We start from the raw sequence: 13,709 nt of genomic DNA, 5'->3' as shown, positions 1-13,709 counted from the left end.
CGCTTTGTTATCCTCGCCATGTTAAGGTGAGGAATAAGGGGAGGGGGATCTGCCATGGAACAAGACCATGGCAGATCCACTTTCGAGGAGTTGATTATGGAAGCCCTGCTTTGTCCATCATGCCAGGCTGAACTGGATACCCGCAGCAAGGAGCAAACCTGTGGCCAGTGTCAGGCCAATGTCCGCGTCACGGCCATCTGCCCCACCTGCCAGCAGGAGCTGGAGCGTCTCAAGGCGTGCGGCGCAGTGGATTACTTCTGCAACCACTGCAACTCGCTGATCTCCAAGCGGACGGTACAGTTCAAGGCGGCGCTGGTGTAAGACGATAATCAGGTGAGAAAGAAGATAAAAAAACCCGGCGAATGCCGGGTTTATGCTGTGTGCTCTGCAATAAGCAGGGTATAGGATCGATTTCTGCGCCACAGATTGCGCTTGATGTCATTAAGCTTGAGTTTGCGTCTGGGGCTCCAGCTGCACTTCGCTTTTCTGACCAGACTGATTTTTCTACGTTTTTGCATCTTGGTCTCCTCCCAACTCAGGTGGCCATCCCGGCCTTGGGTCATTGATGGAGCCCATCCGAAATTGCTGTTATTTAATCTCTCAACATAATGAAAACAATGCGATTTCGGATAGGCTCCGATATGAATCGATGGTAACAGAGAAGTTTGCGTGAAAACAGCCGAATAATGGCTGGTTAGCGCATGGTGATCTGATTGACCACTTCGGCGATGGCGGTGGGGCGCTCGGCCAGCTCGGGCTCGCTGTCGTTGTCGAGACTCTCCCGCTGATGTGCCTTCTGTTGCTCGTTGTCGAGCCAGAGCAGACTCTGGTAATACTGGCGCACGTTGTTGACATAGTTGCGCGCCTCGCTGCCACGGGCATAGCCATAACGCACCTTGCGGTGCCAGCGCGCTTGCTGTAGCAGCGGCAGCACCTCTTTCACGTCGCTCCAGGCGTCAGGATTCTTGCCGAGCTCTTTGGTCAGGCGGCGGGCGTCCATCATGTGGCCGTAACCGATGTTGTAGGCGGTGAGGGCAAACCACACCTTCTCGTCATCGGGCACCGAATCCGGCACCTTCTCCATCATCTGTTGCAGATAGAGGGAGCCACCCTTGATGCTCTCTTCCGGATGAAGCCGGTCGTTGACTCCCATCGCCTTGGCAGTGGGCTCGGTCAGCATCATCATGCCGCGCACGCCGGTGTAGGAGCGGGCCTGCGGGTCCCAGTGGGACTCCTGATAGCTGATGGCGGCGAGCAGACGCCAGTCGATATTCTTGGCGTGAGTCTGGAACAGCGGCTGGTACTTGGGCAGCAGGCTCTTGGCGCGCTTGAGGAAGGTACGGGTATCGACAAAGTCGAAGTTCTGCACGTGGCCGAAGTACTTCTCGTCCAGCTTGGCGATGGCACCATCCATAAAACGCTGACCGAAGAAGTCGATCACGCTGGCATAGAGGCTGTCATCGGGCAGCTTGCTCATGGCCCAGGCAACGGTCTGCTTCTGGGCCAGGGTCAGCCCCTCGGTGAGCTCCGGGTAGTAGCGCTGGGTACGGGCCAGCACGGTATCCTGCACCACCGTGTAGTCAATCTTGCCATCCACCACCTGTTTGAGCAGCTCCTCCACATCGGCGTTGTCGCTGGTGCTCCAGGCTAGTTTCGGATTTTCTTTGCTCATCTCTTTGAGCAGATCTTCCCCGGTGGATCCGGCGGCCACCACCAGCTTGCCCTTGATATCGTTTAACGAGGCAGGCTTGGGTTTGCCGTTGCGGTAGACCAGCTTGGGAGAGACCTGATAGAAGCCCGGGCCGAAGCGAAACAGCTCGCGTCGCTCGGGGGTGACCATGATGGCGGCAGCCGCCAGATCGAGTTTGCCCTTTTTCAGCAGGGTGACCAGTTGGTCAGTGGTGTCGACCGGGATGATGGTGAGTTTCACCCCCAACCAGTCGGCATAATTTTGCGCCAGCTCGTAATCGAACCCCTGGGCGAGGTCGTCACGCTGGTAATAGGAGGTGGGACCATAGATGGTGCCAACCCGGATCTCGCCTCGCTGGCGGATCTGCTCCAGCTGGCTGGAGGGGCTATAGAAGTCGCAGCCAACCAGTGTCAGCGTCAACAACAGCCCGATAAACAGTCGAAAAATGCAGCGCAAGTAGGTGAGTACCTTTGTTGAAAAAATCGGCATTTGTCAAAAAAGAGGCACCTTTATACCAGAGAGTGTGCGCAGAGTCACACTGCACGAAGTGAGAAAAACGTTTGTCCGCTGTGAGCCAGATCCCTATAATACGCGCGTCTCAATTCCCCCCCACTTTAAAACTTGGTGAGAAAGGTCATATGGATATCTTGCGTGGTGCCCCAGCACTGTCTGATTTTCGTGTCCAAAAACTGCTGCAACGCTTCGCACAGATGAGAAACGAGAGTGGAGTAGAGAGCGGAGTAGAGATAGAGGATGTCTATGCCGAGTATGTGCACTTTGCCGAGCTGACAAGCCCCCTCTCTCCCCCCGAGCGAGCGACCTTGGGCCAGCTCTTGCGCTACGGCCCGACCATCCCCGAACACACCCCCAGCGGTCAGCTGTTTCTTGTTACCCCCCGCCCCGGCACTATCTCCCCCTGGTCTTCCAAAGCAACCGACATCGCCCACAACTGCGGCCTGAAACAGGTCAAGCGGCTGGAGCGTGGTATTGCCTATTACCTGACCATCAAGGGGCAGGGTGAGCTGAGCGCCGCCCAGCGCAGCGCCATTGCCGCTGTGCTCCATGATCGGATGATGGAAGTGGTGTTTGCCGAGATGAGCGAAGCTGCCGCCCTGTTTGCTCACCACGAGCCGCGCCCCTTCACCCTGGTGGATGTGCTGGGCGGTGGTCGCACAGCCTTGGCCGAAGCCAACGTGGCGCTCGGCCTGGCGCTGGCCGACGACGAAATCGACTATCTGGTGGAGAACTTCACCAAGCTGGGTCGCAACCCCAACGACATCGAGCTCTATATGTTCGCCCAGGCGAACTCCGAGCACTGCCGTCACAAGATCTTCAATGCCGACTGGACCATCGATGGCGAGCAGCAGCCCAAGTCGCTGTTCAAGATGATCAAGAACACCTTCGAGCAGACGCCGGATCATGTCCTCTCTGCCTATAAAGACAACGCCGCCGTGATGGAAGGGAGCCAGGGGGGCCGCTTCTTCCCGAGCCCGGCCAACGGCGAATACCAGTATCACCAGGAACAGGTCGACATCCTGATGAAGGTGGAGACCCACAACCACCCGACCGCCATCTCCCCGTTCCCGGGGGCGGCCACCGGCTCAGGCGGCGAGATCCGCGACGAGGGTGCCACCGGTCGCGGTGCCAAGCCCAAGGCGGGTCTGGTCGGTTTCTCCGTCTCCAACCTGCGCATCCCTGGCTTCGAGCAGCCCTGGGAGCAGGATTTCGGCAAGCCGAGCCGCATCGTCAGCGCGTTTGACATCATGCAAGAGGGGCCGCTCGGCGGCGCCGCGTTTAACAACGAGTTCGGCCGTCCGGCTATTCTGGGTTACTTCCGTACCTTCGAAGAGGAGGTGCCGAGCCACAATGGCGTCGAGGTGCGTGGCTACCACAAACCCATCATGCTGGCGGGCGGTATCGGCAACATCCGCACCGAACATGTCCAGAAAGGGGAGATCCCGGTCGGCGCGGCGCTGATCGTGCTGGGCGGCCCGGCGATGAACATCGGTCTGGGCGGCGGTGCCGCATCCTCCATGGCCTCCGGCCAGTCGGCCGAAGATCTCGACTTTGCCTCGGTGCAGCGTGACAACCCCGAGATGGAGCGCCGTTGCCAGGAGGTGATCGATCGCTGCTGGCAGCTGGGTGACGACAACCCTATCGTCTTTATCCACGATGTGGGGGCGGGCGGTCTCTCCAATGCCATGCCGGAGCTGGTAAACGACGGTGAGCGCGGTGGTCGTTTCGATCTGCGCGCCATCCAGAGCGACGAGCCGGGCATGAGCCCGCTGGAGATCTGGTGCAACGAATCCCAGGAGCGTTACGTGCTGGCGGTAGCGCAGGACAAGCTGCCGCTGTTCAAGGCGCTGTGCGAGCGCGAGCGAGCACCCTATGCCGTGATCGGTACCGCCACCGAAGAGAAGCATCTCACTCTCTCGGATGAGCACTTTGACAACCACCCCATCGACCTGCCGCTGGACGTGCTGCTGGGCAAGACCCCCAAGATGCATCGCGATGTGGTGACACTGCCTGCACAAGGCAAAGCGCTCCAACTCGATGGCATCACCCTCGGCGAGGCGGCCGAACGGGTACTGCGTCTGCCGACCGTGGCGGAGAAGTCCTTCCTTATCACCATCGGCGATCGCAGCGTGACTGGCTTGGTCAATCGCGACCAGATGGTTGGCCCTTGGCAGATCCCGGTAGCCGATTGCGCCGTCACCGCTGCCACCTACGACAGCTATCACGGTGAAGCCATGTCGATGGGCGAGCGTACCCCGGTGGCGCTGCTCTCCCACGCCGCCTCCGCTCGCATGGCGGTGGCGGAAGCGCTCACCAACCTGGCGCCAACCCACATCGGGTCGCTGAAGCGGGTCAAGCTCTCCGCCAACTGGATGGCCGCTGCCGGTCACCCGGGTGAAGATGCCGGTCTCTATGAGGCGGTCAAAGCGGTGGGCGAGGAGCTCTGCCCGGCCCTTGGCATCACCATTCCGGTGGGCAAGGACTCCATGTCTATGAAGACCCGCTGGCAGCAGGATGGCAAGGAGCACAGCGTCACCTCGCCGCTCTCCCTGCTCATCTCCGCCTTTGCCCGGGTCGAGGATGTACGCAACACAGTCACGCCGCAGCTGCGTACCGATCTCGGTGAAACCGACCTTATCCTCATCGACCTTGGCAACGGCAAACAGCGCCTCGGCGCCTCGGCGCTGGCGCAGGTCTATCGCCAGCTGGGTGACAAGGCGCCGGATCTCGACAACCCGGTTCAGCTCAAAGGCTTCTTCAACGCCATTCAGGCGCTGGTGGCCGATCGCAAATTGATCGCCTATCACGACCGCTCCGACGGCGGCCTGTTCGTCACCCTGACCGAGATGGCGTTTGCCGGTCACTGCGGCCTCGACATCCAGCTTGATCGCATCGGTGGCGAGCTGCTGCCGGCGTTGTTCAATGAAGAGCTGGGCGCCGTCATCCAGGTGCGTCGTGAAGACAAAGAGACGGTGATGACCCTGCTGGCCGGTCACGGCCTGGCGGCTTGCTCCCATGTGCTCGGTACCGTGCGCGAAGGGGATCTCATTACCCTGCAGCGGAGCGGTCAGGAGGTTTATCGCGCCAGCCGCACCGCCCTTCGCACCATCTGGGGCGAGACCAGCTGGCAGATGCAGCGCCTGCGCGACAACCCCGAGTGCGCGGATCAGGAGCATGCTGCTCGTCAGGACGCCACCGATCCGGGCTTGCAGGCCAAGCTCAGCTTCAACCCGGCCGAAGATGTGGCTGCACCTTACATTGCCCGTGGGGTCTCCCCCCGTCTGGCAGTGCTGCGCGAGCAGGGTGTCAACTCCCACGTGGAGATGGCGGCGGCGTTCGATCGTGCCGGTTTCGCGGCGGTCGATGTCCATATGAGCGACATTCTTTCCGGTCGCATCAAGCTGGAGGAGTTCCAGACCCTGGTGGCCTGTGGAGGCTTCTCCTACGGTGACGTGCTGGGGGCGGGCGAAGGCTGGGCCAAGTCCATCCTGTTCAACGACAACGCCCGCGAGCAGTTCCAGCGCTTCTTCGAACGCGGCGATACCTTGTCGCTGGGCGTGTGCAACGGTTGCCAGATGATGTCCAACCTGCGGGATCTCATCCCGGGTGCCGATCTCTGGCCGCGCTTTGTGCGCAACCGCTCCGAGCGCTTCGAGGCGCGCTTCAGCCTGGTGGAAGTGCAGGAGTCCCCGTCCGCCTTCTTCGCCGGCATGGCAGGCTCGGTGATGCCGATTGCCGTTTCCCACGGGGAAGGGCGTGTCGAGGTGCGCGATGCCGCTCACCTGAACGCACTGCAGCAGAGCGGTCTGGTAGGACTGCGCTTTGTCGACAACCGCGGCAGCGTGACCGAGCAGTACCCGGCCAACCCGAATGGCTCGCCGGATGGTATCACCGCCGTGACCACCACCGATGGCCGCGCCACCATCATGATGCCGCACCCGGAGCGGGTGTTCCGCACCGTGGCCAACTCCTGGCACCCCGACAACTGGGGCGAGGATGGGGCCTGGATGCGGATGTTCCGCAACGCCCGGGTTCGTCTGGGTTAATCGCGACTGCGCCAGCGCATAAAAACAGAAACCGGCCAAATTTGGCCGGTTTTTCAATATGGGCTCTGTCGATCAGGTTTGGCCGTGGCCAAGTTCATGAGGGGTAAACTCTCCCCGATCCAGAATACGCAGACAGGCATCGACTACGGCTTCATCCAGCTGGACTCCCCGCATGGCCATGATATGGGTTCGGGCCTGCGCAATCCCCAGGGCAGCACGGTAGGGACGATCCGATGACATGGACTCCACTATATCGGCGACCGTGAGAATGCGCGCTTCCAGCAGGATCTGCTCGCCTTTTAACCCTGATGGATAGCCGGAACCGTCGAGATACTCGTGGTGCTGGTGGATCATCCGGGCTATGGGCCAGGGCAGGGCGATATCCTTGAGCACCAGATAACCCGCTGTCGGATGCTCCTTGACCAGATTGAACTCCTGGGGGGTCAGTTTGCCCGGTTTGGTGAGGATCTCGACAGGGACCTGGATTTTGCCGATATCGTGCACCATGGCGCCCAGATAGAGACCGCGTAGCGGTTTATCACCCAACCCCAGTTCTCGGCCGATGGCCAGCGCCAGGGTAGCGACATGCTTCTGGTGTCCGGCGGTGTAGGGATCGCGTTGTTCCAGCACGGCAGCGATGGCTCCCAGCGCATCCTCCAGGGCCAGCTCCAGTTGGCGGGCATGCATGGCTTTTTCACGCTGGGCGGCAAGATAGGCCTGCTGGGTTCGACGTGCCTGCAGGCCATAGGTCAGGTAGTCGGCCAGTCCGTTGAAGAGATGCACCTCCTCATCGGTGAAGGCTCTGGCCTGCGTGCTGTGAATAAGCAGTCCGCCTGGCACAGTGGCTTGCCACTGCAATGGCAGCAGCAGCCGTCCCCTCAAGGTGGCGGAGTGGTGGACCAGTTCGGTGCCAAGTGCTTCGTTGCGCATCTCGCCTGAACTGATTGCACTGATCAGGGCTGCGTCCCGGGTGAGCCAGTTATCGCTGGCAAACCAGACGGCCTGACCTGCCTGCGCCAGGATCTGTACTCTGTTCTGATCAGCGGTCTGCAGTACGGTCACCAGGGGAAAACGGCCATCGAAAGTGATGGCATCACAGATCTCCTGCAGTAGTGTCTGTTCATCCCCCTGCTTGAGCATGGCATGGTGGGCGCGGGTTATTGCTTCCAGCGTCCAGGTATATTGCTGGAGACGCTCCTGCTGCTGTTTCTGGTCGGTGATATCTTCGAAAAAGACAGCGACACCGATCACCTTGCCCAGCTCATCGTACAGGGGAAACTTGGTGGTACTGAGCCAGCGGTCTTCACCCCCTTTCAGATAGGGTTCTTCGTGATGCCGGGTTGTGCCGCTGGCCATGACCTGGAGATCGTCATCCCGGTAGCGTTGGGCCAGCTCGGCCGGGAAAAAATCGGCATCGCACTTGCCAACCAGTTCGGCCGGGGTGAGGGCCAGATCGTCGGCCAGCAGTCGGTTGCAGGCGATGAAGTGTGAACGGGTATCTTTCAACAGGACGCGATAGGGCAGCTGTTCCATCACCTGATGGAGCAGGGCTGCGGTGGGGTGAGAGCTGACGCCCGGTGGCTGAATGGATGGCGGTAGATCTTTTAACATCATCTTGGTGCAACCAGAGTCAGGTGGTAGTAAAACGGTAGCCCGCTTGCCAGACGGCGAAACAGGCATCGACCACCTGTTCGTCGTAATGCACACCGGCATAACGCGTCAGCTCGGCGAACGCATCGGTGAGAGAGAGAGCGCGCCGGAACGGACGGTGGGCCGTCATGGCGGCCAGGGAGTCGGCGACCCGTATAATCCTCGCCTCCAGCGAGATCGCATCCCCCTGTAGCCCTTGTGGGTAGCCGCTACCATCGAGATTTTCATGGTGCTGCATCACTATGGTGGTGATGGGCCAGGGGAAGTCAATCTGTTGCAGGATCTCGCGGCCAGTGTCCGGATGCTGTTTGATCAGTTCGAACTCAACCGGCCTCAGTTCCCGCGGGCGTGTGAGGATCTCCGCCGGGATCTGCAGCAGGCCGATGTTATGCACCATGGCCGCAAGACCCAATCCATCCAGCTGCTCTTGCGGCAGTTGCAGCTGTTGACCTATAGCCAGCGCGAGATCATGCACGCGCCGTTCGTGTCCTGCCGTGACCGGATCTTTGTGGGCAATCGCGGAGGAGAGGGCCGCGATGGTCTGAAACAGCAGGGTGCGCTGGCGCTGCTCGCTTTCCTTGATATGGGTGATGTCGACCAGTGCCCCTATGATTCCGGCCACCTCGCCCTGATGGTCATAGAAGAGATCCTTGAAGTTGAGCACCTGGTAGCGGTGGCCGCTGCGATCAAACAGCGTGTGTTCAAAATATTGCGGCTGCCTGCTGCGCAGCACCTCCATGTCCCTTTGGGTATATTCGTCCGCCATCTCCGGGGGCAGGATTTCGTCCACCCGCTTCCCCTGCAGCTCGGCCTTGCTGATCCCGGTGACCTGGGTAAAGGCCGGGTTGCAGCTGAGAAAGCGCCCTTCGACATCCTTGTAGAACACCGGGATGGGAATGGCCTTGAGCAGGGATTCGTTGAGGCGCTGCATGTCGACCAGCTCGGCTTGCTGGCGCCTGGCGAGCTGTTCGCTGTCCTTGCACAACTGGATGGCGCGCGCCAGATTACCGAGCACCGGGCTGAACAGATGGCAGACCGGCACTGTGTGCTGCTGGGGTTGGGGGGCCAGCAGCAAGATGAGATATCCCCCGTCAACCCTGAGCCGATAGGCAAAGTGGTACGGTCGGCCACCGGGGAGAGGCAAGGTCGTTTGCAGCGCACATTGGTCACCTTCAACAATCCAGGCAGGCAAGGAGAGCAGCGAGCCACTGTGCCGGGATAGCTGATCATCACCAATGACCTTGAGCAGCTCATATCCTTCCCGTTGCTGCTGCAATACCACACCAACCGGTGTGGCACAGTGAAACATAAAGCGCTGCACCACCTTGGTGAGCAGGGCATCGAGTGTGACCTCCCGACCGATGCAGAGGGCGAGATCGCAGACAATGGCCATGGCGTGATCGTTATTCATTGCTAACCCTCGCTGAGACAGAGGATGGCACCGTTGTGAAAGAGCGGGTAATCCCCCGGCCTTACACTTCCTATCTCGCCAAGAGAGAGGGCCCCGACCAGCTCGTGGGCTCCGCTGTGGCTAAAGAGGGTCTCCAGCTCCAGGGTGCTCTGTTCGCCGAAGTGCTGCTGACGGCCGGCGCAGTAATAGATCTCGAGGCGCTCGGGTGTACCTTGTCGGCCGAGCTTTTCGGCCAGTTCGACAGCGTGCTCTGTGGGGCTTTCCGGGGCTTTCAGCAGTGTGAGAATACTGTGGTCAGGCACCTCTCCGACGCAGAGCAGGGCACCTTCGTCGGTAACGGCGACCGGGATCCGCACGATCACATCGCCATTGGCTCGCAGCAACCCCAAGGGCAAATGTACACCGTACCGATAGAACTGCTCTGGTGTGAGGTTTTGCTGGAACTGCTGCCGGATCAGGGATTGATAGCGGCTAAAAGCCGGCTCCCAGTCGATAAAGGAGATCTTGTTGCCTTCACTGCTGGTGGCGAGCATGGGCTGGGCAGTGAGTTGATAGCCGTGCTCCAGCAAGGGGGGACTGTGGGGGGAGAGCAGTGCACAGCTGACCCCATACCCCAGCAATATCTGGGTGTCAAACAGGCAGGGCATGGCTGTGAACTGGCCGCTACCTGCATTGACACCCGCATAGTTGACCCTGTCCGCCAGCCTTAGATAGATCCCCTCGAGCAGGGTTGCAATATTGGGGAGCATGGCGTCAAAGGTGAGAAAGAGGGTGGGAACCTTCTCGGTGTCCGGCCATTCTGCCAGTCGGGACGCCAACTGCTCGCAGATGGTATCGGCCAGTGTATCGGCACTGGCTGTAGGGGAGAGCGAGAGCAGCAGAGAATTGTGGGATGCGGGTCGGGGCAACAGCCAAGCCCCCCTTTCGTGGAAACCGTGCCGACTGACAAGGCGTGGAAAGATTGCGCCACAGAGTTGAATGTTGAGGCGCTGACACTGCTGCTGCAGATCGGCAACGCGTGCGGCATCCCGCTCGGCCAGCAACACGTCGAGTCGTTGCCCCTCATAGGGAAGCAATGCATCGGCCAGTGGATGCGCATCAAATTGATGAAAAGTAGGCTGCATCATCGCTCGGAACTCCATTCCTGCCAGTCATCAATATATCAGCAAGGGGGTTGGATGAATACCGGACGAGACCAACGGCTGCACGGGGTGTGAGATGCCAACACAAAAGGGTCTCTGCCCGCAGGCAATCCACATAAAAAAGAAACCGGCCACATGGGCCGGTTTTGAAGGGGAATGAGCCGTGTTACTGCAACACCACCTGCTGAAACCCTTGTACCAGGCTGATGACCGGCTGGGGATAGAGCCCCAGCAACACCACCAGCGCTGCAGAGAGCAGCACTACCACTCCACCGGAGGAGAGAGCCCAGTCTGCGCTGGCATCCCGCTGCTGCATACCCGGTTCGCGCAGATAGAGGGTCACCATCACCTTGAGGTAGTAGTAGAGACCCAGTGCGCTGCCGAGCACGATGGCACCGGATAGCCACCAGAGCTGCGCCTCGACGGTGACGCCGATGAGGTAGAACTTGCCGATAAAGCCGAGGGTCATCGGGATGCCCGCGAGTGACAACATCATCACCGTCAGTACGGCAGTCAGATAGGGGCGCTTCCAGAACAGACCACGATAGCTGTGCAGGGAGTCGGCATCCTTGCCGCGATAGGGGCTCGACATCATGCTCACCACCCCAAAGGCACCCAGGCTGGTGAACAGATACATCAGCAGGTAGACCCCGGCTGCTTCCACCGGCATCTGGCCGAATCGGCTCGCCACGATCACCGCCAGCAGGTAGCCGAAGTGGGAGATGGAGGAGTAACCCAGCATCCGCTTGATGTTGGTCTGCACCAGGGCCAGCAGGTTGCCGACCAGGATGGAGATGACTGCCATGGCTGCCAGCAGCCAGTGGATCATGGGATCGCTCGCCGCCGGTACCGCCAGATAGAAACGCAGCAGCACGGCAAACACGGCGACCTTACTGACGGTGGCGAGGAAGGTGGCCACCGGTGCCGGGGCACCTTCGTAGACATCCGGGGTCCAGAGGTGGAAGGGGGCCAAGGAGAGTTTAAAGGCGAAACCGACCAGCATTAACCCCAAACCCCCCATCAGCAGCGGGTGGTGAGCCGGGCTCTCGGCCAGGGTCTGCCCCAGGGCAGCAAAGCTCAAGTTGCCTGCCTGTGCATAGAGCAGCGCCATGCCAAACAGCAGGAAGGCAGTGGCGGCGGCAGAGAGCACCATGTATTTCACCGCGGCTTCCAGCGAGTGGCGCTCGCGGTAGGCGTAACCCACCAGACCGAACATCGGCAGGGTCAGCATCTCGATCCCGATAAAGAGAGAGGCGAGGTGACGGGAGCAGGCCAGCACCAGACCACCAGCGGTGGCGATCAGCAGCAGCAGGAAGAACTCTTCCCGGTTGTCCGGGTAAGCTTTCAGCCACGATTGACCGAAGGTGCAGGTGGCCAGGGCGCCGATGAGTACCAGTCCCATGTAAAAGACGGCGTAACTGTCCACTTGCAGCAGCGGGGTGACCCCCTGATCCCCTTGCGCCATCACGATGGGCAGCGAGAACAGAGCAAGGTTGAGGCCAACAATGGTCACGGTAAAGGCGGTAGTGACACAGCGGCGCCAGGCGATGGTCAGCATCAGGGCCGCCATGGCCCCGGTGGTCAACAGCAGGGGAAGCAGTGCAAGCAGTTGGGAAGCGGAGAAAGTCATTGCAGGGCTCCAGCAGTCGGCAGCAGATACCAGTGCAGCACGTTGATAAGGCTGCTGCTGGCGGTGTCAATCACGGGTTGGGGATAGAGGCCAAGCAGAACCAGCAGACCCGCGATCACCATCATCATGGTCAGCTCGCGGCGATCCAGTCCCTTGAGCATGCTCTCATCCTTGGCGGGGCCAAAGCAGGCACGCTGCAACATGATGAGAGAGTAGACCGAGGCCAGCACCAGACCGAAGGTGGCGACCGCCGTGATGACAGGGGCAACCTGGAAGCTGCCGACCAGGATCAGGAACTCGCCGACAAAGTTGCCGGTGCCCGGCATGCCAAGTGACGCCACCGAGAAGAAGAGCATCACGCCGGGCAGATAGCGCAGGCGTCCCCACAGGCCGCCCATCTGGCGCAGATCCCGGGTGTGCAACCGCTCGTAGAGCTGACCGCAGAGGATAAAGAGGCCGGCAGCGGAGAGACCGTGGGCGATCATCTGCACCACCGCACCCTGCAGGGCCACTTCGCTTCCCGAGTAGATGGCGATCATCACAAAACCCATGTGGGAGATGCTGGTGTAGGCCACCAGCCGTTTAATGTCGGTCTGGGCAAAGGCCACGATGGCGCCATACACGATGCCAACAAGACCCAGCACCATGGCGTATGGAGCAAATTCGGCGGACGCTTCGGGGAAGAGCGGCAAGGCAAAACGCAGCAGACCGTAGGCGGCGGTTTTGAGCAAAATACCGGCGAGATCCACCGAACCTGCGGTCGGCGCCTGACTGTGGGCATCCGGCAGCCAGCCGTGCAGCGGTACCAGCGGCATCTTGACCGCGAAGGCGATGAAGAAGCCCAGCATCAGCAGCCACTGAACGCCCTTGCTCATCGGGGTATTGAGCAGCTCCAGATAGTTGAAGGTGAAGACTCCGGTGGCATGCTGGTGGGTCAGCACCAGCCCGATGATGGCCACCAGCATGATAAGGCCGCTCACCTGGGTGTAGATGAAGAACTTGGTTGCGGCGTTGATCCGTGATTTGCCGTCAGTGACCGAATGGCCCCAGAGCGCAATCAGGAAGTACATGGGGACCAGCATCATCTCCCAGAAGAAGAAGAAGAGGAACAGGTCCAGCGCCATAAAGACCCCGAGCACGCCGCCCAGGATCCAGAGCAGGTTGAGGTGGAAGAAGCCGATGCGCTGCACGATCTCTTTCCACGAACAGAGGATGGCCAGCACCCCGATAAAGCAGGTGAGGATCACCATCAAGAGCGACAGGCCATCCACCGCCAGATGCAAAGAGATGCCGAAGCGGGGGATCCACGGCAGGCGCCACTCGGCGGCCCAGGCGGAGGCAGCACCGGAGACGCCCGCGCTGTCGAGACCCGTGGTGGCAAGGGAGAAATCACCGCTTAGCCAGATAGCACAGGAGAGCAGCAGGCTGGCGCTCATGGACAGCAGGGCTACCCAGCGGACAAACTGCCCGCCGAGACGCTCCATCTGCCAGCAGAGCAAGCCGCCGATAAAAGGAATTAGCAAGATCCAGAGTAAGGTCACGGTATCAGCTCTCGTTCAAGTTCATATGAGATTGCGCTCCCTGTTCCATCAGGGAGAGCAAACAGCCTGGCTGTATGATTGTC

The 13,709-nt window shown here is 60.4% G+C and carries 8 protein-coding genes; 2 read left to right on the top strand and 6 right to left on the bottom strand.

The genetic code is table 11. The annotated features are described in order from the left end of the window. Positions 1-96: 96 nt before the first annotated feature. Positions 97-321 (top strand): zinc ribbon domain-containing protein, encoded by a 225-nt coding sequence (locus ACTG2G_RS21655; protein WP_181221917.1) that lies wholly within the window; start codon positions 97-99, stop codon positions 319-321. Positions 322-694: 373 nt separating this feature from the next. Here ACTG2G_RS21655 and mltF read toward each other — a convergent pair whose 3' ends face one another. Next, entirely contained in the window at positions 695-2,179 is a 1,485-nt protein-coding gene (mltF, locus tag ACTG2G_RS21650; RefSeq protein ID WP_005344877.1) for a membrane-bound lytic murein transglycosylase MltF, read from the bottom strand. Between the two features lie 149 nt (positions 2,180-2,328). Between mltF and purL the strand changes: the two genes are divergently transcribed. Further along, the gene (gene purL, locus ACTG2G_RS21645) at positions 2,329-6,252 is read left to right on the top strand and encodes a phosphoribosylformylglycinamidine synthase (protein ID WP_421385957.1); all 3,924 of its coding nucleotides are present in this window, start codon (positions 2,329-2,331) and stop codon (positions 6,250-6,252) included. A 72-nt stretch (positions 6,253-6,324) separates the two neighbouring features. On the opposite strand, the gene ACTG2G_RS21640 is transcribed toward purL, so the two are convergent. The 5 genes from ACTG2G_RS21640 to nuoM form a co-directional block, all read right to left on the bottom strand. Further along, positions 6,325-7,866, bottom strand: a complete 1,542-nt coding sequence (locus tag ACTG2G_RS21640) for an HD domain-containing phosphohydrolase (protein WP_254203392.1) — start codon at positions 7,864-7,866, stop codon at positions 6,325-6,327. 16 nt (positions 7,867-7,882) lie between these two features. Beyond that, positions 7,883-9,313, bottom strand: coding sequence for an HD domain-containing phosphohydrolase (locus ACTG2G_RS21635; RefSeq protein ID WP_421204736.1), 1,431 nt, complete (start codon positions 9,311-9,313; stop codon positions 7,883-7,885). 2 nt (positions 9,314-9,315) lie between these two features. Further along, positions 9,316-10,440 (bottom strand): FIST signal transduction protein, encoded by a 1,125-nt coding sequence (locus ACTG2G_RS21630; RefSeq protein WP_421385956.1) that lies wholly within the window; start codon positions 10,438-10,440, stop codon positions 9,316-9,318. A 181-nt stretch (positions 10,441-10,621) separates the two neighbouring features. Then, positions 10,622-12,085: an NADH-quinone oxidoreductase subunit NuoN gene (nuoN, locus tag ACTG2G_RS21625; RefSeq protein WP_439985841.1), complete on the bottom strand. Its 1,464-nt coding sequence runs from the start codon at positions 12,083-12,085 to the stop codon at positions 10,622-10,624. After that, entirely contained in the window at positions 12,082-13,626 is a 1,545-nt protein-coding gene (nuoM, locus tag ACTG2G_RS21620) for an NADH-quinone oxidoreductase subunit M (RefSeq protein WP_216978570.1), read from the bottom strand. Before nuoM ends, nuoN begins: the two co-directional genes overlap by 4 nt. Between the last annotated feature and the right edge of the window lie 83 nt (positions 13,627-13,709).

The sequence above is a fragment of the Aeromonas sp. 55A genome, from assembly GCF_051919665.1.
Classification (GTDB): Bacteria; Pseudomonadota; Gammaproteobacteria; order Enterobacterales; family Aeromonadaceae; genus Aeromonas; species Aeromonas veronii.
Note: the sequence above shows the minus strand (reverse complement) of the source record. Positions and strands in the feature narration are given on the sequence as shown.